This is a genomic window from Herbaspirillum sp. Her3 (genome assembly GCF_057961275.1).
The window spans coordinates 1,737,776-1,759,249 of record NZ_CM176328.1; the positions used below are offsets into that span (position 1 = coordinate 1,737,776).

Annotated in this window: 20 protein-coding genes; 10 read left to right on the plus strand and 10 right to left on the minus strand. The window is 62.9% G+C overall.

Features of this window, described 5'->3' with window-relative positions; all coding sequences use genetic code 11:
* Positions 1-138 precede the first annotated feature (138 nt).
* A complete protein-coding gene (locus tag ACVC5H_RS07915) occupies positions 139-1,221 on the plus strand; it encodes a porin (protein WP_489621793.1) in 1,083 nt (360 codons plus the stop codon).
* 47 nt (positions 1,222-1,268) lie between these two features.
* Here the strand turns inward: ACVC5H_RS07915 and ACVC5H_RS07920 are convergent, their stop codons facing one another.
* Positions 1,269-2,027 (minus strand): GntR family transcriptional regulator, encoded by a 759-nt coding sequence (locus ACVC5H_RS07920; protein WP_489621794.1) that lies wholly within the window; start codon positions 2,025-2,027, stop codon positions 1,269-1,271.
* Between the two features lie 167 nt (positions 2,028-2,194).
* Between ACVC5H_RS07920 and ACVC5H_RS07925 the strand changes: the two genes are divergently transcribed.
* From ACVC5H_RS07925 to ACVC5H_RS07950, 6 genes are all read left to right on the plus strand, one after another.
* The gene (locus ACVC5H_RS07925) at positions 2,195-2,623 is read left to right on the plus strand and encodes a GlcG/HbpS family heme-binding protein (RefSeq protein ID WP_489621795.1); all 429 of its coding nucleotides are present in this window, start codon (positions 2,195-2,197) and stop codon (positions 2,621-2,623) included.
* A gap of 7 nt (positions 2,624-2,630) precedes the next feature.
* The gene (locus ACVC5H_RS07930; RefSeq protein ID WP_489621796.1) at positions 2,631-3,668 is read left to right on the plus strand and encodes an amidohydrolase family protein; all 1,038 of its coding nucleotides are present in this window, start codon (positions 2,631-2,633) and stop codon (positions 3,666-3,668) included.
* 28 nt (positions 3,669-3,696) lie between these two features.
* On the plus strand, positions 3,697-4,602 hold the full coding sequence (locus ACVC5H_RS07935; protein ID WP_489621797.1) for a VOC family protein: 906 nt from the start codon (positions 3,697-3,699) through the stop codon (positions 4,600-4,602).
* Between the two features lie 31 nt (positions 4,603-4,633).
* Positions 4,634-5,509: a fumarylacetoacetate hydrolase family protein gene (locus tag ACVC5H_RS07940; RefSeq protein WP_489621798.1), complete on the plus strand. Its 876-nt coding sequence runs from the start codon at positions 4,634-4,636 to the stop codon at positions 5,507-5,509.
* Entirely contained in the window at positions 5,506-7,065 is a 1,560-nt protein-coding gene (locus tag ACVC5H_RS07945; protein ID WP_489621799.1) for a bifunctional 3-(3-hydroxy-phenyl)propionate/3-hydroxycinnamic acid hydroxylase, read from the plus strand. The genes ACVC5H_RS07940 and ACVC5H_RS07945 overlap by 4 nt, the downstream gene beginning before the upstream one ends.
* A 113-nt stretch (positions 7,066-7,178) precedes the next feature.
* Entirely contained in the window at positions 7,179-8,534 is a 1,356-nt protein-coding gene (locus ACVC5H_RS07950) for an MFS transporter (RefSeq protein ID WP_489621800.1), read from the plus strand.
* 174 nt (positions 8,535-8,708) lie between these two features.
* Here ACVC5H_RS07950 and mgtA read toward each other — a convergent pair whose 3' ends face one another.
* The gene (mgtA, locus tag ACVC5H_RS07955) at positions 8,709-11,471 is read right to left on the minus strand and encodes a magnesium-translocating P-type ATPase (protein ID WP_489621801.1); all 2,763 of its coding nucleotides are present in this window, start codon (positions 11,469-11,471) and stop codon (positions 8,709-8,711) included.
* Between the two features lie 886 nt (positions 11,472-12,357).
* Here mgtA and ACVC5H_RS07960 point away from each other — a divergent pair.
* Positions 12,358-12,540, plus strand: a complete 183-nt coding sequence (locus ACVC5H_RS07960; protein WP_489621802.1) for a hypothetical protein — start codon at positions 12,358-12,360, stop codon at positions 12,538-12,540.
* Between the two features lie 134 nt (positions 12,541-12,674).
* Here ACVC5H_RS07960 and ACVC5H_RS07965 read toward each other — a convergent pair whose 3' ends face one another.
* The gene (locus ACVC5H_RS07965; RefSeq protein ID WP_489621803.1) at positions 12,675-13,991 is read right to left on the minus strand and encodes a diguanylate cyclase; all 1,317 of its coding nucleotides are present in this window, start codon (positions 13,989-13,991) and stop codon (positions 12,675-12,677) included.
* Positions 13,992-14,355: 364 nt separating this feature from the next.
* Between ACVC5H_RS07965 and dacB the strand changes: the two genes are divergently transcribed.
* The gene (gene dacB / locus ACVC5H_RS07970) at positions 14,356-15,795 is read left to right on the plus strand and encodes a D-alanyl-D-alanine carboxypeptidase/D-alanyl-D-alanine endopeptidase (protein WP_489621804.1); all 1,440 of its coding nucleotides are present in this window, start codon (positions 14,356-14,358) and stop codon (positions 15,793-15,795) included.
* A gap of 49 nt (positions 15,796-15,844) precedes the next feature.
* On the opposite strand, the gene ACVC5H_RS07975 is transcribed toward dacB, so the two are convergent.
* Genes ACVC5H_RS07975 through ACVC5H_RS07990 form a run of 4 tightly spaced genes read right to left on the minus strand, consistent with a single transcriptional unit; the run spans position 15,845 to position 18,145 of the window.
* Positions 15,845-16,108 carry a hypothetical protein gene (locus ACVC5H_RS07975; protein WP_489621805.1) on the minus strand — a complete coding sequence of 88 codons (264 nt, stop codon included), beginning with the start codon at positions 16,106-16,108 and terminating at the stop codon, positions 15,845-15,847.
* 35 nt (positions 16,109-16,143) lie between these two features.
* The gene (locus tag ACVC5H_RS07980; protein WP_489621806.1) at positions 16,144-16,677 is read right to left on the minus strand and encodes a TPM domain-containing protein; all 534 of its coding nucleotides are present in this window, start codon (positions 16,675-16,677) and stop codon (positions 16,144-16,146) included.
* Between the two features lies 1 nt (position 16,678).
* Positions 16,679-17,530, minus strand: a complete 852-nt coding sequence (locus tag ACVC5H_RS07985) for a TPM domain-containing protein (RefSeq protein ID WP_489621807.1) — start codon at positions 17,528-17,530, stop codon at positions 16,679-16,681.
* 21 nt (positions 17,531-17,551) lie between these two features.
* Positions 17,552-18,145: a LemA family protein gene (locus ACVC5H_RS07990; RefSeq protein WP_017453905.1), complete on the minus strand. Its 594-nt coding sequence runs from the start codon at positions 18,143-18,145 to the stop codon at positions 17,552-17,554.
* Positions 18,146-18,310: 165 nt separating this feature from the next.
* Between ACVC5H_RS07990 and pyrF the strand changes: the two genes are divergently transcribed.
* Complete coding sequence (pyrF, locus tag ACVC5H_RS07995; RefSeq protein ID WP_088754873.1) at positions 18,311-19,129, plus strand: orotidine-5'-phosphate decarboxylase; 819 nt, start codon at positions 18,311-18,313, stop codon at positions 19,127-19,129.
* 73 nt (positions 19,130-19,202) lie between these two features.
* On the opposite strand, the gene ACVC5H_RS08000 is transcribed toward pyrF, so the two are convergent.
* From ACVC5H_RS08000 to thiL, 3 genes are all read right to left on the minus strand, one after another.
* Entirely contained in the window at positions 19,203-19,685 is a 483-nt protein-coding gene (locus ACVC5H_RS08000) for a CinA family protein (protein ID WP_489621808.1), read from the minus strand.
* Between the two features lie 140 nt (positions 19,686-19,825).
* Positions 19,826-20,377 (minus strand): phosphatidylglycerophosphatase A family protein, encoded by a 552-nt coding sequence (locus ACVC5H_RS08005; RefSeq protein WP_489621809.1) that lies wholly within the window; start codon positions 20,375-20,377, stop codon positions 19,826-19,828.
* Positions 20,374-21,339, minus strand: coding sequence for a thiamine-phosphate kinase (gene thiL / locus ACVC5H_RS08010; protein ID WP_489621810.1), 966 nt, complete (start codon positions 21,337-21,339; stop codon positions 20,374-20,376). Before thiL ends, ACVC5H_RS08005 begins: the two co-directional genes overlap by 4 nt.
* Positions 21,340-21,474: the final 135 nt, after the last annotated feature.

Here is a 21,474-nt window from a genome sequence, read left to right on the forward strand (position 1 = left end):
ATAAATACAAAAACTATCTTAAATCAAAAATATATACAAAATTATCTAATTAAAAATATAATCGATTAAATAAAAACGCTAAAACCTAATCGATCACGGACTGCCTTGCCTGGGAGGCTGTTCAAGGAGACTCTTGAAATGAAATGCAAGTACGTCCTGATGGCACCGGCCATCGCTTCGCTCGCCTGCGCATCCGCGGTCCAGGCGCAATCATCAGTGACCATCTATGGAGTGCTGGACGCATCCATCCAGACCGCTCATACCGGCACAGGCACCACGATCCGCCTGGATTCAAGCGCGGTGGCACCGTCGCGCATCGGCTTTCAAGGAACGGAAGATCTGGGAGGAGGGCTGGCGGCGATATTCCGCCTGGAAAACGGCTTCAACCTGGATACCGGGGGCATCGCAGGCAACGGGGCGCTGTTCAATCGCGAGTCCTGGGTCGGATTACGTGGCAGCCTGGGGCAGATACAGGCTGGTGTGAACTACAGTGCCTTGTTCACGACCTACGTGAATTATTCCCTGGGGGAGCTCAATACACTGGGCTGGGGCAATGCCACCAACAACTTCGTGTATGTGCCGAGCGCGCGCTTGTCCAATTCGGTGCGCTATGTCAGCCCCAGCATGGCTGGTGTGACCGTGCGTGCGGTCATGGCATTCGGCACCGAAGGCGCGGCCCCGCGCACCATGGGCGATACCATGTCACTGGGCAGCAACTACAAGAACGGCGCCTTCTCGGCTGACCTGGATTACTTGCAGCAGAAGTATGCAACCACCACCGCCACGACCTCACCGGTGTACCTGGGCAAGTACTACCTGGCGGCGGTGTCCTATGACTTTGGTTTCATCAAGCCGGCCGTGCTGTACCAGATTCACCGGGGCAGTCCCGATCCGGCCAGTGCGGTATCGAGCACCTTTGCCAATCCGGACAACAACTTCTATGAAATCAACGCCACCATTCCGCGGATGGCAGGCGGCACCTTGTTGCTGAGCTTCGGCCAGTACCGGCGCCAGTCCAGCAGCAGCGGCAATGCGTCTTCCTACGGGGTTCGGTATGACTATCGCTTGTCCAAGCGCACGGGCTTGTATATCGGCGTCTCGGAAATCCGCAATAACAGCAATGCCGCCTTCACGGTCAGCAATGCGGCGGGGGCGGGCGTAGCTACAACTGCTGGTTCGAACGTGTCTTCGTTCGTCGTCGGGATGGTGTCGACCTTCTGAGGCCAACGGTCTTGAGGAATTGGGCGGCCTGCTGCAGGCCGCCTTTTTTACGCCTGTTCCTTCGTGAAGAGCGCCTTGTCTTCGAGGATGATGTTGGCGGTGGCGTTGTAGTGGTGGGTCAGCAGGCGGACCACGGTGTCGGCATCGCCGGCCAGTGCGGCCTCCACGATGTCCTTGTGTTCCGAATGCTCATGGCGCTTGGGGAAGACTTTGCGTACCGACAGCTGGCGATAGCGATAGAGCTGGTCCGCCAACTGTTCGCAGAACGCAATCAGCCAGCGCGAACCACAGCCGCTGATGAGGGCGCGGTGGAAAGCGCGGTGCAGCTTTTCCCATTCGGGGTTTTCTTCATAGTGATCCTCGGCCAGCGAACGCGGAGTCTTGCTCAGGCGGTGGAACGACAGCACCAGCTCCTCTTCCCATGCCACCGAAGCGGCCGCGATCGATTCGCGGACCGCGATCTCTTCCAGCCAGCAACGGGTCTTGGTGATTTCGGCCAGGTCGGCCGCGCTGATGCTCTTGACCACGAAGCCGCGCTGGTCACGTCTTTCCACCAGGCCATCTGAGGTGAGGCGGTTGAGGGCTTCGCGTACCGGCGTCGGGCCGGCCTGATAGGTCTCGGACAGAAACTCGATCTGCAGCTTGCGGCCCGGCTCCAGCTTACCGGCCAGCAGGTCGCTGCGCATGCGGTCGTACAGGTTGGTGGCCAGGGTGGACAAGGTGGGCGAGGCCAGCGGCGTGACCGACGCACTCGCGGCGGGCGGGCTTTTTTCCTCGATAGATAGGGCGTTTCTGATTTTTGGCATGGTCGCGAGGGACGGCAGGAGAGTTCCCGCGAGTATAGCGCATTCATATCAAAAACCAGGCTTATCTATCAAAAGTGACCGCTTCTCTAAAAATATATATATTTTCTTGTGTTTGATTTTTTTGTATATATAATCACCTCCTACCAACAACGCAAAAGAGAAGAGACATGTCACAACTGACCCTGGCCCAGGCCAAGCAGATCATTGCGGGCGCCCTGGCCGATGCCCGCCAACGCAATGCCAAGCCCATGGGGGTGGTGGTGCTCGACGCCGGCGGCCACCTGAAGGCGGCCGAGCGCGAAGATGGTGCCACCATGTTCCGCATCGACATCGCCCAGGGTAAGGCCTGGGCTGCTGTGGCGATGGGTGTGAACAGCCGCAACCTGGTCAAACGTGCGGCTGACAATCCCTCTTTCTTCGCGGCGCTGTCCACCACCGGCCAGGGCAAGTTCATTCCCCAGGTTGGCGCGGTGCTCATCGTCGATGAGGCCGGTGCCGTGATCGGTGCGGTCGGCGCCAGCGGCGACACTGGCGATCAGGACGAGGCGATCTGCATCGAAGGCGTCAAGGCCGCGGGCCTGAAGATCGCTGCCTGAGCGCATCATGACCGAGCACAATATGCTACGGCCGGCGGCCCGATGTGCCTGTGGCGTGGATATCCACGCCCACGTGGTGCCGCACGCCTTTCCGCGCTATCTCGGTAGTGCCGCACCGGCTCAGTGGCCCGCCATGGCGCCCGCCCATGCCTGCCACCAGCACGTGATGATCGCCGGAAAAATCTACCGCACCGTCTCGGATCGCTGCTGGGATGTGCCCAAGCGGCTGGTCGACCTGGACGAATGTGGACTCAGGGTGCAGGCCATTTCGCCCATGCCCGAATTGCTGTCCTACTGGATGGAGGCGGCGCCGGCACAGCAGCTGCTGCGCTACATCAATGAAGAGATGGCGCAGATGGTGGACCAGTCCGGCGGCCGCATGGTCGCCCTGGGGGCAGTGCCCTTGCAGGACGTGGACCTGGCCATTGCCGAATTGCGCTACCTGGTCGAAGAGCTTGGATTTGCCGGTGTCGAGCTGGGCAGCAACATCAATGGCAGGCCCATTGGCGATCCGGTACTGACGCCTTTCTTCGAAGCGGCCCATGCGTTGGATGCGGCCATCTTCGTGCACGCGGTCAAGCCGGTGGGCATGGATCGCCTGGTCGGCCCCGCCCAATTGCAGCAGGCCCTGGCGTATCCCGGCGATGTCGGGCTGGCGGCGGCTTCCGTGATCACCTCGGGTTTGCTGGCACGTTATCCCGGCCTGAAGCTGGCTTTCAGCCATGGCGGTGGCACCCTGGCCAGTCTGTTGCCCCGGCTGACCCAGGCGCATCAGGTCTTCCCGGCACTGGCCGAGAGCATGGCCGCGCCGCGTGAAGTGGCGCGCCGGCTGTATTACGACACCCTGGTTTTCGACGCACCGACCTTGCGCCACCTGGCCGATATCTTTGGCGTGGAGGGCATGATGATCGGCACCGACTATCCCTTCGCCTTCCGCGACAAATCACCCGTGTCCAGCGTGCAGCAAGCCTTCGCTGATCCGGATGTGCGGGAAAAAATATTGCACCTGAATGCCACTCGTTTCCTCGGCATCCAGCGCCACTGAATCCTCAGAACCTGAGCAAGGAGCTTTCATGTCCTCATCCCCCCTGTCCGCATTGCGCAGCATCGCCATCGGCGTGACCCAGCTGGACGCAGCGGAAAAGTTCTACACCGATATTTGGCATCTGCAGGTCGCCGCACGCACGCGCGATGCGGTCTACCTGCGCGGCACGGGCGCGGCGCACCATATCCTGGCCCTGCATCGCAGCGCCGTCCCCGATGTGCGCAGCGTCACCTTCCGCGTTGCTGCCGCCGGGGACCTCTCGCGCATCGCCGAGGCGGTTCCGCGCGAGGGTGGCAAGGTGCTGCAACCCCTGGGCCCGGTCGAGGAACCGGGGGGCGGCATCGGCATCCTGATCCAGGACCCGCAGGGGCGTGTGCTGCGCCTGGTTCATGGGGATGTCTTGCACGCCGATACCGCTGAGCGCGCCGACTCGCCCATCCGCATCACCCATACCGTCTTCAACAGCAAGGACGTCGCCGTGGCGCAGGCATTCTATGAGCGTGCGCTGGGTTTCAAGCTGTCCGACCGGACCCGCGCCATGGCCTTCATGCGCTGCAGTAGCGATCACCACAGCGTCGCCCTGGCCGACGCCGCCGAAAACACCCTCAATCACATCGCCTTCGTGATGCCCGACCTCGATGCGGTCATGCGCGGTGCCGGGCGCATGCGCGACGCCGGCTATCCCATCGAATGGGGCGTAGGACGCCATGGGCCGGGCAACAATGCTTTCGCGTATTTCATCGGTCCCTCCGACTTCGTGATCGAATACACCGCCGAGATCCTGCAGGTGGACGACAGCTACAAGGTCGGCGGACCGGACGACTGGACCTGGCCACCCGGACGCGTGGACCAGTGGGGCGTGTCGCCGCCGCCCTCCGACAAGATCAAGTTCGCACAGAAACAGATCCGCTTTGCCGACCTATCGGCCAACTGACAGGTAGTCCCTTCTTCAACAGGAGCATCCAGTGAAATTCGTCACCTTCCATACTGCACAAGGTCCCCGTCTGGGCGTCGTCCACGGCAGCCAGGTCATCGACATCCATGCCAGCAATCCGGCCGTGCCCTCCGATATCCGTGCGGCGCTGCGTGCGGGCGTTGACCTGGTGGCCGTGGCGCAAGCCCTGATCGATCAGGAAGCCGGCCACCGCCTGCCGCTGGCCGACATCCGTTACGCCCCGGTGGTGCCGGAACCCGGCAAGACCATCTGCCTGGGCTTGAACTATTACGATCACGCCGCCGAGAGCGGACGCGAGAAGCCGGTCTATCCCTGGTTCTTCCTGCGTGCCACCAGCTCGCTGCTGGCGCATCAGGAAAAGGCCTGGGCCCCCCAGGTTTCCGAACGGTTCGACTATGAAGCCGAAGTGGCGGTGGTGATCGGCAAGACCACCGGCCGTCACGTGCGCCAGGAAGATGCGCTGTCCTACGTCTTCGGTTACGCCGCCTTCAACGACATGTCGGTGCGCGACTACCAGAAGAAGACCCCACAGTGGACCATCGGCAAGAACTTCGACAAGACTGGTGCCTTTGGTCCCTTCCTGGTCTCGGCCGATGAACTGCCCCCCGGTGCCGAAGGACTGTCCATCCAGTGCCGCCTGAATGGCGAAGTAATGCAGGACGCCAATACCCGCGACATGATCTGGAACGTGGCCGAGACCATCGCGCTGCTGACCGAATGCGTGACCCTGGAACCAGGCGACGTCATCATCATGGGCACGCCGGCCGGCGTGGGCCAGTCGCGTACGCCGCCGGTGTGGATGAAGCAGGGTGACAAGGTGGAGATCGAGATCGAGAACATCGGTCTGCTGGTCAACACCATCGGCGCTGAAGGTGAAGTGGCATGAAGCCGCACTATGACGTCATCGTGGTCGGCTTCGGACCGTCCGGTGCGGTCGCGGCGGCATTGCTGGGCCAGGCCAGGCTCAATGTACTGGTCATCGACAAGGTGCACCACGTCTATGAGAAGCCGCGTGCCATTGCGCTGGATCACGAGATCATGCGCGTATTCCAGCAGCTTGGCGTGGCCGAGGCGGTAGCCGAACATGCCGAGCCGTTCACGCCATCGGAGTATTACGGTGTCGATGGTGAGCTGATCAAGCGGCTGGCCGTGGTCGAGCCGCCTTTCCCGCTGGGCTACGCGCCATCCATGGTGTTCACCCAGCCTCCGGTGGAGCGCATCCTGCGCGAGCGCGTGGCCGCCATCGATCAGATCGACGTGGCCACCGGTGTGGAATTCACCAGCCTGTCGCAGAATGATGCCGGCGTGACTATCGAGGTGCGCGACGAACTGGGCACTGCCCACACCGTCAGCGCCCAATACCTGATCGGCTGCGACGGTGCCTCCAGCAATGTGCGGGCGGCCGCCGGGATTGAACTGGAAGACCTGGACTTCGACGAACCCTGGCTGGTGGTGGATGTGCTGGTCAATGAACGCGGCCTGGCCAAGCTGCCCAAGACCAGTGTTCAGTTCTGCGAGCCGCAGCGCCCCAGCAGCTATGTGATCGGCCCCGGTAATCATCGCCGTTGGGAGATCTCGTTGCTGGAGGGCGAGGATCCGAAATACATGGCCACGGAAGAGGGCGCATGGAGCGTGCTCAAGCGCTGGATCACGCCGGAAGATGCCACGCTCTGGCGTCAGGCCAGCTATCGCTTCCACGCACTGGTGGCCAAGCGCTGGAACAACGGCCGCGTCTTCATCGCCGGCGATGCGGCCCATCAGCAGCCACCGTTCTTGGGACAGGGCATGTGCCAGGGTATTCGCGATGTCACCAATCTGGTCTGGAAGCTGAAGCTGGTCATGGCCGGCGCTGCCGATGCCGGCTTGCTGGAGTCCTATGGCCAGGAGCGCGGGGCGCATGTGCGTGCGCTGACAGGGCGGATCAAGGAGATCGGAAAACTGATCTGCGAACGCGATGTGGACGCCGCCAGGGCGCGCGACGCACGCCTGATCGCCGCCGATGGCGGGAGCATCAAGACGGTACCGCGCCAGAACATCATCCCGCCTCTGGAAACCGGATTGCTGTCGCCGCGGCCGCAGGCAGCCAACGGTAGCTTGTTCCCGCAGCCGACGCTGGTGGTCAATGGCGAAGAGGTATTGATGGATGCCGTGTGTGGCAATGGCTGGCGCATCGTTCTGGATGCTGCGCAGATCCAGATCGGCACCGAACTGCTGGAGCAGGCGCGTGCGCTGGGCGCCCAACTGGTGCCGATCGCGGCGCACGGTCAGGCGTATCGCGAACGCGACGGCGTGATGGCGAACTGGTTTGCCCGGTATGGCGTCCAGGCAGCGCTGGTGCGTCCCGACAATTACGTCTACGGCGTCGCCAACGACATCGCCGGTACTCTGGCGCTGGTCGACGGGGTGCGCCAACGGTTGACAGGAGTATTGGCCGAAGCCTGAATCCCGTCGCAAGAACCTCAACCCCCAGAAGAGGGTAGCAAGCCCCCGGGGAGGAAAATCAGTCATGGATATGACGCGCTGCACCTGGATTTTCCCAATCATGGAGACAACAAATGAGTACTAGCATCAATCCACTTGAAGAGGTGGGAAGTGCGCCCATCGGCAAGTTCCACTGGACCTTCGGCATCCTGATCGGTTTCGTCATGCTGTTCGACGGCTATGATCTCTTCAACGCCGCCTATGTCATTCCCCTGGTCGCCAAGACCTGGAAACCCGATCCCACCACCATCGGCATCATGCTCTCCAGCGGTATCGTGGGCCTGTCGCTGGGCTCGGTGCTGCAAGGCCCGCTGGCCGACCGCTTCGGCCGGCGCAAGGTGCTGCTGTGGGCGCTGTTTCTGCTGACAGCCTGCAATCTCTGTCTTGCCGCGCTGGTGAACTCGCCATTGAGCTTCGCCGCCAGTCGCATGGTGCTGGGGACCGCGCTGGGCATGATCACGCCTCTGGTCATCACCTATATCAACGAATGGGCGCCGAAGAAGAAATCCAATACCTTTACGATCTGGACTTTCCAGGTGGGCTTCTCCATCGGCGGCATCCTGGCTGGCGTGATCGGCATCACCATGGGACAGCAACTGGGATGGCAATCGATCTACGTGGTAGGCAGTGCATCCTTGCTGGTGGCCATCTATGCCTACTACCGGCTGCCCGAATCCATCCAGTACCTGGCGGTGCGCGAAGACCATGAAAAGATCCGCAACCTGCTGATATCGCTGCGCCCCGAACGCACCGAGCTCTATCGCAATGCCAGTTTCACCCGCATCCGCTCGGAAGAAAAGCGCGGTTCGATCAAGACCTTGCTGGTACCGGCTTATCGCCGCGCCACCTTGATCAACTGGGTAGCGGGTTTTCTCAGCCTGTTCTGTATCCACGGCCTGACCGGCTGGCTGCCTTCCATGGTGATCCAGCGGGGCGAGGCAATTTCCTCCGCGTTCGGCTACGGTTCGCTGATCATGCTGGCCTCGCTGTTCGGCGGCATGTCCAGCGGTTGGTTCGCTGACCGGGTGCGCAGCCGCGTCAAGGCGATGGTGGTCTGGTATGTTGCAGCGGCTGTGGCCATGGTAGCGCTGGCGCTGTTCTCCGAACGCTACATGATGATCGTGTTCGTGGCGGCGGCTGGCTTCTTCGTCTTCGGTGCACAGGCGGTGCTGAACAACTTCCAGGTAATGTCCTACCCGACCGAAGTGAGGGGAACGGGGATGGGCATTGCCGTCGGTATCAACCGTATCGGCGGGATCATGGGGCCGTTCCTCATCGGCCTCTTGCACACGATCAGCCCGGATCCCTCGGTGACGTTTGCCGGCCTGGCGGCGGCACTGGTGCTGGCCGCGCTGTGTGTCTCCCTCTCCAAACGGACCGACCCCCAGGCGGTGATCGCGGGCCAGGCCAATTCGGCACCGGCCAAATAAGTAGCGTTGCCTGTTGAAGCCTTCCGCGAGAAGGACGGCGCAGTTTTGACCAGGGCAGTACCTGAGGCGATTTCTCCTGGAGGGATCGCCTCTTTTTTCATGGCCGGCCGGTAAGTCGCCGGACGTAAAAAAGCCTGCTCCGCAGAGCAGGCTGTCGAGTGATGACGCCCAGGCTTACTGCCACCCGTAACGCCGGGCATACCACCCCTTCATCCCTTGGGTCAGCACCGCATACCCCAGCAGGATCGCCACCAGCCACGGGAAGTAGGACAGCGGCAGTGCCTCCAGCTTGAAGTAATGCGCCAGCGGCGTCATCGGGATCGCCATGCCGATGGTCATGATGGCCAGCGTCATCCCCATCAGCGGCCACGACGCGCGGCTCTGGAAGAAGGGGATGCGGCGCGTGCGGATCATGTGCACGATCAGCGTCTGCGACAGCAGACCTTCGATGAACCAGCCGGACTGGAACAGGGTTTGATGTTCCGGCGAGCTGGCGCCGAAGATGAACCACATCAGCGCAAAGGTCGTGATGTCGAAGATCGAGCTGATCGGACCGAAGAAGACCATGAAGCGGCCGATGTCACCGGCATCCCAGCGTTGCGGTTTTTCCAGGAATTCCTTGTCCACGTTGTCGAACGGGATCGAGATCTGCGAGACGTCATACAGCAGGTTCTGCACCAGCAGATGCAAGGGCAGCATCGGCAGGAAAGGCAGGAAGGCGCTGGCGATCAGGACCGAGAAGACATTGCCGAAGTTGGAGCTGGCCGTCATCTTGATGTATTTCAGCATGTTGGCGAAGGTCTTGCGGCCTTCCAGCACGCCTTCTTCCAGCACCATCAGGCTCTTTTCCAGCAGGATCAGGTCAGCCGCTTCCTTGGCGATATCCACCGCCGTATCCACCGAGATACCGATGTCGGCCGCACGCAGGGCCGGGGCATCGTTGATGCCGTCGCCCATGAAACCGACCACGTGGCCACGGTCATGCAGCACGCGCACGATGCGCTCCTTGTGGGCTGGCGAGAGCTTGGCGAAGACGGTCACGGTTTCCACCGCTTCCGACAATTCGGCATCGCTCATCTTTTCCACGTAGGAACCCAGCAGCATGCCCTTGACCTCCAGCCCGACTTCGCGGCAGATCTTGGCGGTGACCAGTTCGTTGTCGCCGGTCAGGATCTTGACCTTCACGCCGTGCGCACGCAGGGCGGCCAGGGCCGGGGCGGTCGATTCCTTGGGCGGGTCGAGGAAGGCGATGTAGCCGATCAGCACCAGGTCCGATTCATCGGCCAGACCATAAACTTCTTTGTTCGGTGGCAAGTCCTTGGCTGCGACGCCCACCACGCGCAGGCCTTCGGCGTTCAGGCTGCCGGTGGTGGCGCGGATCTGTTCCAGCAGGCCCGGTGTCAGCGGCACCACTTCGCCATTGACGCGGGCGCGCGAGCAGACCGAGACGATTTCCTCGACTGCGCCCTTGCAGATCAGCTCATGGTGATCTTCACGCTCGGACACCACCACCGACATGCGGCGGCGCTGGAAGTCGAAGGGAATTTCGTCGACTTTGCGATAGGCCGAGGCGATGGACATTTCACGCTGCAGCTCGGCGTGCTCCAGCACGGCCACGTCCAGCAGGTTCTTCAGACCGGTCTGGTAATAACTGTTCAGATAGGCGTATTGCAGCACTTCGTCATCGGGCTCGCCGTGGATGTCGGTATGACGTTCCAGGAAAATCTTGTCCTGCGTCAGGGTGCCGGTCTTGTCGGTGCACAGCACGTCCATGGCGCCGAAATTCTGGATGGCGTCCAGCCGCTTGACGATCACCTTCTTGCGCGACAGCGCCACCGCGCCTTTGGCCAGGGTCGAGGTCACGATCATGGGCAGCATCTCGGGCGTGAGGCCCACGGCAACCGACAGGCCGAACAGGAAGGCCTCCACCCAGTCGCCCTTGGTGAAGCCGTTGATGAAGAACACCACCGGCGTCATCACCAGCATGAAGCGGATCAGCAGCCAGCTGACCTTGTTCACGCCCGCCTGGAAGGCGGTCGGAGTGCGGTCGGTGGCGGTCACGCGCTCGGCCAGTGCGCCGAAGTAGGTACGCTTGCCGGTGGTCAGCACCACGCCCGTGGCCGAGCCGCTGACCACGTTGGTGCCCATGAAGCACAGGTTGTCCAGCTCCAGGGGGCTACTGGTGTTGAGGTTGCTTGGGGTGACGAATTTTTCTACCGGCAGCGATTCACCGGTCATGGCGGCCTGGCTCACGAACAGATCCTTGGCGGCCAAGAGGCGCAGGTCGGCCGGGATCATGTCGCCCGCCGAGAGCAGCACGACGTCGCCCGGTACCAGCTTGCGGATCGGCACTTCCACCCGGCGCGCACCCTTGGGATGCAGCGTCACGTCGAAGTAGCGCTGGGCTTCGGCGGCGATCTCTTCCACCTGGTCGTGACGCATCACCGTGGCGGTGTTGCTGACCATGGCCTTGAGCTTGTCGGCAGCGGTGTTGGAGCGCGCCTCCTGGATGAAGCGCAGCAGCGTGGAGACCACCACCATGGTGCCGATGACGGTGGCGGCCTTCATGTCGTCAGTGTAGAAGGACACCGCCGCCAGCAGGGTCAGCAGCAGGTTGAAGGGGTTCTTGTAGCAGTGCCACAGGTGGACGTACCAGGTCAGCGGCTTTTGATGCTCGACTTCGTTGGGGCCGCTGTGTTCGCGGATGGCATCGGCTTCCGATTCGGTCAGGCCGTCCATGCGCGTGTGCAGGCGCTGCAGCAGGGCCTGGGCTGGGCTGCGGGAGGCTTCGCTCAATTGCTCGGCCAGGGTTTGCGGGACTTCGCGGGTCACCGGGGCGCTACGGAACATGTCCATGCCCAGGCGGCGGAAGTGGCGATCCATACCGCGTGCGCGGATGAAGCTGACAAAGGTTTCTTTCAGCAGGTTCAGATTCATGGCGTGCTTCTTCTCTTGTTGGGCTTCGTCCCGTGGACGAAGCGGTTTGCATCGCATCGGCTTGCAGCAGGGGCGGGCCGGGATCGGGGGCAGCGCCGTGGCCGGCCCCCGCATGAACGGGCGGCCGGCGGCGGCGCGCTGGGTCTTCGCGTGTTCATGATGGATATGTCTGTCGCATTGCAGCCTCCGCCTGGTTGAGCGGAGCCCCTGTCATCGGCGCCTGGTGGCGCAAACAGACGTGCAGCCGCATGGCGGCTGGCCATGCGGAATGTGCTGCGCCAAAGCGCGCGCCGGCATAGGGCCATCTTGCGGCGGGCTCAGGAGAGCGCGCCGGACGGCCGTGATGCGGCATGCGTTCTGACGCCGTGTCTGCGGCGGTCGATCGTCGATCTGTCGTTGTGAGGGAATCGTTGCCAGCAGCGCTGCTGATATCGGGCCCGAAAAGGCCGTGCGCTGCCGACATGAAATGCCGTCATCTGCCTGGTGCAAGATGACGACAGGAGAGCGTCCTGCTGAAATCCTTGCCTAGGCTTAACCCGGAATTAACCGGCAACAACTGTCACCCGAACAAGTGCCCATGAGAGGGACTCCAGAAAATGAAAACGGGCGAATTCTACGCCGTCACGGAAAACAGGGTCAAGGCAAATCCCTCTTCTTGCCGAAAATTTGTGCATCTGCAACAGACTTGAGAGGAAGCTTTTTGCTTCACGATGTGATGGAAGAAGTTGCATTCCGGCGTCTTGTACGCTGCTATGCAACACCGATTCTCGCCCGGTGAGCCTTGTCTTCTATGGTGGTCGGCCTATACTCGAAACGTGGCAAGCCATCAACGAGAGACTGCGCAGCAGCCCGCGCAAGACCAATAAACTCGCCCAGGAGACGCATCATGCCCAACCTCATCATGAACAATCTGATGTTCTTACTCCCCATGGCTCTGGCCGGATTGTTGCTCTGCGGGGAGGTGCCGGTGGCTTCAAGGATGGTCCGAACCAGTTTGAGAGCAGTGGGTGCGGTATTCGGCGCGCTGCTCGCGCTTTTAGTACTGGAAGCACTGCCAGTGCTAATTTAGCGGGCTTTCTGCGGCCCGCTTTGCCGCTCGTTGCGGCAGTGGCCGGGGCATTGGCGCAGGCATTTTCCGAGGGAAGTACGCCTATCATTCCGTCATGCCGATCGCCCCGCCTTGATTTCCCTAGGTCGATGTTTTCACAGTGGTCTCGTGGCGGCCCCGAAAACATCGGCCTTTTTTGCGTCCGTCGTTTTGGTGGCGTCGTCGCCGGCAGGCGTCGCGCAGCAGGGCGGTGGCGCCTGATTGGGCGTGCCCGGCGTGCGTTCCAGCCCGGGATGCCAGACCACCAGACGATCCCGGCCGCTTTCCTTGGCGCAGTACATGGCATGGTCTGCCCGTTGCAGCCAGACGAAATGGGCCTCCATGTCCGATGAGAACGGCACCAGTCCGGCGCTGACGGTACAACCATATAAATTGTTTTCATCATTGCGGCTGCGTACCGCGTCAATCACGCGCTGTGACAGTGCCAGCGCCTCGCCGGGCAGGACGTCACGCAGGATCACTCCAAACTCCTCGCCACCATAGCGGCCGATCCAGTCTTCCTCGCGCAGCCTGGTGCGCAGCAGGCGCGCGAAGTTGCGCAGCACTTCGTCGCCGGTCAGATGGCCGTAGGTGTCGTTGATGCTCTTGAAATGGTCCAGGTCCAGCAACAGCAGGAAGGTGTGGGCGTCCGCCGGTTTCTGGCGGCGACGGCGTTCGAATTCGCCCAGCAGCAGGCTTTCCCAGTAGCGGCGATTGAACAGCAGGGTGAGGCCATCAAGCTGGCTGACGATCTCGAACTGGCGCGAACGCTCGGCCAGCTTCTTGGACATCAGATAGGTCGATTGTCCCAGTGCCAGTGGATAGAGCGCCATCATGGGCAGGCAGGCAAGGATGGTGTTCAGATCCGACTGCGGCTGGAATTGCACGTCCAGCAGCCACCACCCCAGCCCGCCCGCGAGCAGGCTGGCATACAGTCCTCGCATGAACAGCCGCAGCCCGCCTGCGGCAATATTGTCCATGGATAACATCGAGATGATTACCGCGCTGGGCACCAGGTTGCCGTGGAGCGCGGCGATCCAGAAGCCGCCGAAGGCGGCGTCGATGACCAGGTTGCGACGTTCGGCGCGATAGGGAATGCGACTCTTGAGGGCCCAAAGGCGCGCCACGTGCGGCCAGACGTAACCATGCGCGATCACCAGCAGCCACAGCGGCCACGGCACAGGATGCTGGACGAAACCGGCGGCGACGCAGAAAAATCCCACTCCCAGGCCGATCACCCGCAAGCGGTAGATGCGCTGCACGAAGCGCACGCCTTTTCCGGCCAGCAATGCGGTGGCGGCATCGCCGCTGCGGGCCTGGCGCGGGCGATACAGGGCAAGGGGGTTCAGTACGTCCAGCAGCAGGCGCAGCAGGTTCGGCGAGGCAGGCCGGGCGGATTTGCAATCGGGGTTGGAGGGGGAAGACATGTTCATGTTTTTCTTTCGTCTGGTCCGCGAATACTGTCAGCCTGACAGTGGCCGCGGGGCCGCAGGTACGCACCGATTACATGGCCGGCACGACTTTCAGTAACGCAGCGTAACGCCATCTGGCGGCGTTCCGCAAGCCTGTTCTGCAGCGGCTGTTGCCCTGATTTTCCTGCATCGAGGGAACCGTTTCCGGCGGGCACGTGTCAGTGGGGCGGGGCCTTGTCCACCTTTCATTTGCGGAGGTAAACAGGGCGTAGTGTCGCACGGCAACGTGACGCGCCGATGTCGTCATACCAGCCCGGTCCGCCAGGCCCGGCGGCGACCTGCACCGCATCCCCTATAATGCCTGCTCCTCACTTTTGACCGAATCATGTTCCGCTTCCCCCGCATCGTGCAGTCTCCCCGTCTTGGTTTTTCCACCGTTGTCCTGGCCTTGCTGACCAGCACCGCCGTCTGCGCGCAGGGTCTGCCGCCGCCGGTAGCGGGGGCGCTGCGCGTGGCCCGCATCCCGCAGCAAAGTACCGGCGTGGTAGTGGTCGATGCCGAGAGCGGCAAGCGGGTGCTGGCCTCCAACAATACGGGGCAGGCCTTCAATCCGGCTTCGGTGATGAAGCTGGTGACCACCGATGCCGCACTCGAGATCCTCGGCCCGACCTATACCTGGAAGACCCAGGCCTACATCGATGGCACGCTCTCCGGTGGCGTGCTCAATGGCGACCTGATCTTGAAGGGCGGCGGCGATCCCAAGCTGGTGCTGGAAAACTTCTGGCTGTTCCTGCGTCAGTTGCGTGCGCGCGGCATCAAGGACATTCGCGGCAACCTGGTGCTGGACCGCAGCTATTTTGCCGACTCCGGTTATGACCCTTCGCAGTTCGATGGCGACCCGCAGAAGCCCTACAACGCCGGCCCCGATGCCCTGCTGTTGAATTACCGGACCCAGGCTTTCCGCTTCGAGCCGGATGCGGCCAATGGCGTCGTCAACGTCAGCATGGACCCGCCCATGGCCGGCCTCACCATCACGCCGCCGCGCCTGTCGCAGGAGCCGTGCGGCGACTGGCAGGGCAAGCTGAAGATGAACAACGATGCCAGCGCCGTCAATTTCGCCGGCAGCTATGCTGCCGATTGCGGTCCGCGCGTGTGGTACGTCCATCCCTATCGCATGAACAACGTGCAGTACGTGGGTGCGAGTTTCGTGCAAATGTGGGCGGACCTGGGCGGCAGTTTTGCCGGACGGGTGCTCAGCGGGCAGGTGACGCCATCGGCGCGGCTGATGGTGGAAGTGCAGTCGCCGCCGTTGCCGGAAGTCATCCGCGACATCAACAAGTACAGCAACAACGTGATGGCGCGCCAGGTGCTGTTGACGCTGGGCGCGGAGATGAGCGGCCAGCCCGGTGATACCGTCAATGGCGCGCGAGCGGTGCGCGGCTGGCTCGGCGACAAGGGCATCGATACCAGTGGCCTGGTGATCGAGAATGGTGCCGGCCTCTCGCGCGTGGACCGCGTGACGCCGGCGCTGCTGGCCAGTGTGCTGGTGCAGGCGTATCGCTCGCCGCTGATGCCGGAGTTCGTTTCTTCGCTGCCGCTGGTGGGCTATGACGGCACCATGCGCCGCCGCCTGAAGGAGCAAGGCGTGGCCGGCCAGGCGCACATCAAGACCGGAACGCTCAATGAGGTGAGATCGATTGCAGGCTACGTGCAGGCGGCCTCGGGCAAGACCTATGTGGTGGTGTTCCTGATCAATCACGCGGCCGCGCCCAATGGGCAGCAGGCGCAGGATGCCTTGTTGCAGTGGGTGTACGAGAACGGTTGATCGCCTGAGATGAGGCGGAGGTGTCATTGAGCCCGTGACAGTTGGGCGCTCAGTCGCAGCCTCCGCCGCCGCCATCTCCACCGCCGCCACCATCTCCTCCACCACCGCAGTCACTGCCGCCATCCCCGGCGCCATGTCCGCTGCTCCCGCTATCGATCATCCCGCCGCCGGAGCCGCCACCTTCACCGCCGGCACTGCTTCGCAACGCCTTGCGCTTTCGCTCGACGAAGATGTATTCGAGGATCGTGCCGACGACGATCCAGACGAGCCAGCCGTAAAACACGACCAGGACCAATTTGCCCAGGAATGCCATAAGTGATGGCTGCCAGCGGCCGGTATTGAGGGCGGCTAGAGCAGCAGCGGTTTGTCGGAAAGCTCGTTAGTCGCTTTCCCCTCGCCATCGTTCCTACGTGGCAGGACTGATTGCAGCAATGCATGCAGGTCGTCCAGCGCCTTCAAGGTACTGGCCTCGTATTCCCCTTGGGCATACCCGGCGGTCATCTGCCGGCAGACCTGCTGCCATTGCTCGCGCGTGACACGCGCATTGATCCCGCGATCGGCCACGATCTCCACCTTGCGATCGGCCAGGTTGACGTAGACCAGCACACCGCAGTTTTCCTCGGTATCCCAGATGCGGTAATGCGAAAACAGTTCGTGCGCACGCTGCCGGGCACTTTCGCCGCGTCGGATGGCGCCCAGCGACAGTGCGGCTTCGACGATCACGCGCACTTGCGCGCGATGCCGGCGTTCACCCTCGGTGATGCTGGCCTGGATGGCCTTGAGCGTGCTGGAAGGGAAGAGTCGCCGTGCCGCCGCACGCGTCATGCGCAAGTGGCGCAGCAGGCGCGCCAGCAGGGTGGGGGATGCGTTGTTGTGAGGCATGTCACCAGTCTCCCGAGGCGCCGCCGCCGTCAAAGCTGCCACCACCGCCAGAGAATCCGCCACCGGACGAGCCGCCGAAGCCGCCGCCGCCACCGGAGCGCGGCCAGCTGCGTCCGGAGCTGGCCTGGCGCAAGGCTTCGTCGACCAGGCTGCCGATGATGACGCCGGCCGTGGTGTCGCCGCTGCGTCCCCAGTCATTGTTGTTGAGATGGTTGCGGTTGCCGCGCCGTGACTTGAGCAGCACCGTGAAGAACACCACCAGGAACAGTCCGATCACCAGCAGCGCGATCCAGCCTGCGCCATTGTCGATCTGTACCGTGTTGGTCCGGTGTTTGGCCGGGGGCAGCTTCTCTTGTTCCAGCAGCGTGGTGATGGCGGTTACGCCCGCCGCCAGGCCGCCATAGAAATCGTTCTGGCGGAAGTGCGGGGCGATCACGTCTTGCAGGATGCGCTTGGATTGCGCATCCGTCAGGCTGCCCTGCACGCCGCGTCCGGCCTCGATGCGCAGGCGGCGCAAGGACTTGGGATTGTCCCTGGCGACGATCAGGATCACGCCATCATCGATGCCCTTGCGGCCCAGTTTCCAGGCGTCGGCCACGCGGATGCTGTATTGCTCGATGGCTTCGGGCGCAGTGGAGGACATCAGCAGCACGCCGATCTGGCTGCCGGTGCGCTGTTCGATCTCGGCCAGCACGCCTTCGAGCGCCTGGCGCTGCTGCGGCTGCAGCAGATGGACCTGATCGATCACCCGGGCCGACAAGGGCGGCACCGGCACCAGGCCGTCATCGGCGCGGGCCGGGCCGGCCAGCGCCAGCCACGTCAGCAGCCAGCAGGTCAGGAGCAGCTTGCGCATGGCCAATCGGGGCTCCCCGGCTTACTTGCCGAAGTTGACCGTGGGGGCGGTCGAGATGGCTTTTTCGTTTTCCACCGTAAACGAGGGTTTTACTTCATAGCTGAACAGCTTTGCCGTGATGTTGGTGGGGAAGCTGCGCGCCAGGATGTTGTAATCCTTCACAGCGGCAATATAGCGCTGGCGCGCCACGGTGATGCGGTTCTCGGTGCCTTCGAGCTGCGACTGCAGGTCGCGGAAGCTGGTGTCGGCCTTCAATTGCGGATAGTTCTCGGATACTGCCATCAGGCGCGACAGCGCCGAGGACAACTGGCCCTGCACTTCCTGGAATTTGGCAAAGGCCTTGGGATCGTTGAGCACCTCGGGGGTGATCTGGAAGCTGGTGGCGGCGGCGCGGGCGCGGGTCACGGCTTCCAGGGTGTCCTTCTCGTGGGAGGCATAGCCCTTGACGGTGTTGACCAGGTTGGGGATCAGGTCGGCGCGGCGCTGGTACTGGTTGACCACTTCGCCCCAGGCGGCCTTGGTGGCTTCATCCTTGGCCTGGAATTCGTTGTAGCCGCAGCCGGAGAGGGTGAGGGCGGTGATGGCAATGGCGAGCCAGGCGAAGAGTTTTTTCATGTTGTCTTTCCTCGTAGCAAAAGTGAAGCAAAGGGAGCGCATGAGACCAGAAAACCCGCATCAAGTGCCCGATGTTCCGTGAAAAAGGCTGAACATCAGTCAAAAACCGAGGTCGGGACAGGCCGGCGCGCTACAATAGCGCATCTTTCAGTTAAAGGCATCACCGTGACATTCATCGAGAAACTCAACGCCGCGTGGACTTCGCGCAATTCCCTCCTGTGCGTCGGCCTGGACCCCGACCTCAAGAAATTCCCCGCCGAGCTGCAAGGCAAGCCGGACGCCATCTTCGAATTCTGCCGCGCCATCATCGATGCCACCGCTGAAGCCGCCTGCGCCTTCAAGCCGCAGATCGCCTATTTCGCCGCACTGGGCGCGGAAGAGCAGCTGGAGCGCATCTGCGCCTACCTGCGCACGAATTACCCCGAGATTCCCCTGGTGCTGGACGCCAAGCGCGGCGACATCGGCGCCACGGCCGAACAATATGCGCGCGAAGCCTTCGAGCGCTATGACGCCGATGTGGTCACGGTGAGCCCCTACATGGGCTGGGATTCGGTCTCGCCCTATCTGGAATGGAAGGATCGCGGCGTCATCGTGCTGTGCCGCACCTCCAACGCCGGTGGTTCGGACCTGCAGTTCCTGGAAGTCGACGGCAAGCCGCTGTATCAACACGTGGCACGCCTGGTGGCCGAGAAGTGGAATACCAATGGCCAGTGCGGCCTGGTGGTCGGTGCCACCTTCCCGCACGAACTGGCCCAGGTGCGCGCCATCATCGGCGACATGCCGCTGCTGGTGCCGGGCGTGGGTGCCCAGGGGGGCGACGTGGAAGCTACCGTCAAGGCCGGCAAAACGGCCTCGGGTACGGGCATGATGATCAATTCTTCACGTGCCATCCTCTACGCCAAGCCCGAAGCTGGCGAAGATTTCGCCGCTGCGGCGCGCCGGGTGGCCATCGAGACGCGTGACGCGATCAACCGCTTCCGCTGACCTGCGCAAGCAGAAATGAAGAAAAAGGCGGCGACTCCATGGGAGCGCCGCCTTTTTCTTCATATTCGCCGCTTCAGTCTGCCAGAAGTTTCAGAAGACCCTTGAGCGAATGCTCGACAGTCTGGGCCCGCACCTGCTGGCGGTCGCCCTGGAAGACCAGGCGCTCGGTATAGGTCTTGTCGCCCACGCGCCAGCCGAAGCAGACGGTGCCGACCGGCTTGCCCGGCACCGCGCCGCCGGGCCCGGCGATGCCGGTGGTGGAGACGGCCACGTCCGAATTGCTGTTGGCCACCGCCCCTTCGGCCATGGCGCCGGCAATCTCTTCGCTGACCGCGCCATGCTGGGCGATCAGGGCTTCGGAGATGTCCAGCAATTCATTCTTGGAGGCGTTCGAATAGGTGACGAAACCGCAATCGAACCATTCCGACGATCCGGCGATTTCGGTAATGGCATGGGCGATGCCGCCACCGGTACAAGATTCGGCGGTGGCCAGCAGCAGGCCACGGGCTTTGAGGGTGTGGCCTACGCGGGTGGCCAGGTCCAGGGTGCTGTCCATGAGTGTCATCCTCAGCTGTGCCGCAGTCTGGCGCCAGGTGAGCTGCGCACTGCGGTCGGTTGATCAACGTCGTGTGCGCACTAGCATACTCCGATGGCCCCGGTTGTTGTGTCAGACATGTGCTGATTGTTCAGTTCGGCTCACCAATAAGTGTGCCAGAACGCAAACACCAGCAGCGTATAGAAGGCCGCCACGATGTCATCCCACATGACCCCGAAACCACCCTTGAAGCGCCGGTCGAACCAGGCGATGGGCGGCGGCTTCACCATGTCGAAGAAGCGGAAGACCACAAAGGCCGCCAACTGCGTCTTCAGGCTGGCCGGCATGACCAGCACCAGTACCAGCCAGAAGGCGATGATCTCATCCCAGACCATGCTGCCGTCATCGGGCGAGTTCAGTGCCTGCCCGGTGCGATGGCAGGCCCAGATGCCGATGATGAAGCCGGCCGCGATGATGGCCAGCCAGTTGCCGGCCGTGAAGACCTGCGGCCAGCGGGTCGAGAGCACGGCATAGGACAGCCAGGCGAAGAGCGTCCCGGCCGTGCCCGGCATGATGGGCGAGAGGCCGCTGCCGAAGCCCTGGGCGATCCAGTGGGCCGGATGGGCCAGCATGAAGTGCGGGGTCGGTTTGCGCTTGCGCGGGGAGGCCGAGGGCGGTGGCGGTGGCGGGAAGGGCGAAGAAGCTTGGTTCATGAACGGAAGTGATCGAAGGAATCCGGCGTGTCCTGCAGCGGCTCACCGGCAGCGTCCAGCAGGCGCAAGCCGGCCTGGGCGTCGATGTGCCCGATGCGGGTGACCATCGTGCCGGTGGATTTGGCGGCTTTCAGGACGGCCTCGCGCTGGCGCGCCGGGGCGGTGAAGCAAAGTTCATAGTCGTCGCCACCCGACAGGCAGAAGCGCCGCCGCAGGTGCAGGTCGCGCTGTTGCAGGGCCGGCCCGGGCGGCAGTGCGTCCACGTCCAGCGTGGCACCGACGTGCGAACGGTCGAGGATGTGGCCGAGGTCGCCCGCCAGCCCATCGGAGATATCGATGGCGGCATGCGCAATGCCGCGCAGCGCCAGCCCCAGCGCCACGCGCGGCGTGGGCGCATGCATGCGCGGGGCGGCCTGCTGCAGTTGCTCGGCATGCATGTCGAATTCCTGGCGGTAGCCGGCCAGGGCCAGCCGTGCATCGCCCAGCGTGCCGGAGACCCAGATGTCATCGCCCGCCCGCGCGGCATCGCGGCGCAGCGCCTGTTGCGGCGGCACTTCGCCGAAGACGGTGATGCTGATGGTCAGCGGTCCCTTGGTGGTATCGCCGCCGATCAGCTCGCAGCCATGTTCATCGGCCAGTGCCAGCATCCCTTGCGAGAAGGGGGCCAGCCATTCGGCACGCGCTTGCGGCAAGGCCAGGGCCAGCGTGAAGGCGATGGGCTGCGCACCCATGGCGGCCAGGTCGGAGAGATTGACGGCCAGGCACTTGTGGCCCAGCAGGTAGGGATCGGCATCGGGGAAGAAGTGGCGGCCCTCCACCAGCATGTCACTGGAAATGGCCAGCTGCATCCCCGGTGCCGGTGTCATCAGCGCGCAGTCGTCCCCTACACCCAGGGCCGTGCGGCTGTCGGGTGCGGGCGGGCGGCTGAAATAGCGCGCGATGAGTTCGAATTCGGAAAGCATGGCGCGATTGTAACCAATCCGTCATGGCTTCAGGCGCACAATATCCCCTCTGCAGCGCATGTTGCGGTGCAGCGCAAACACGGGTGACGCGGCGACGCAAGGGGCGGACGAGCGCATCGGGAGGGGATAGGGGTT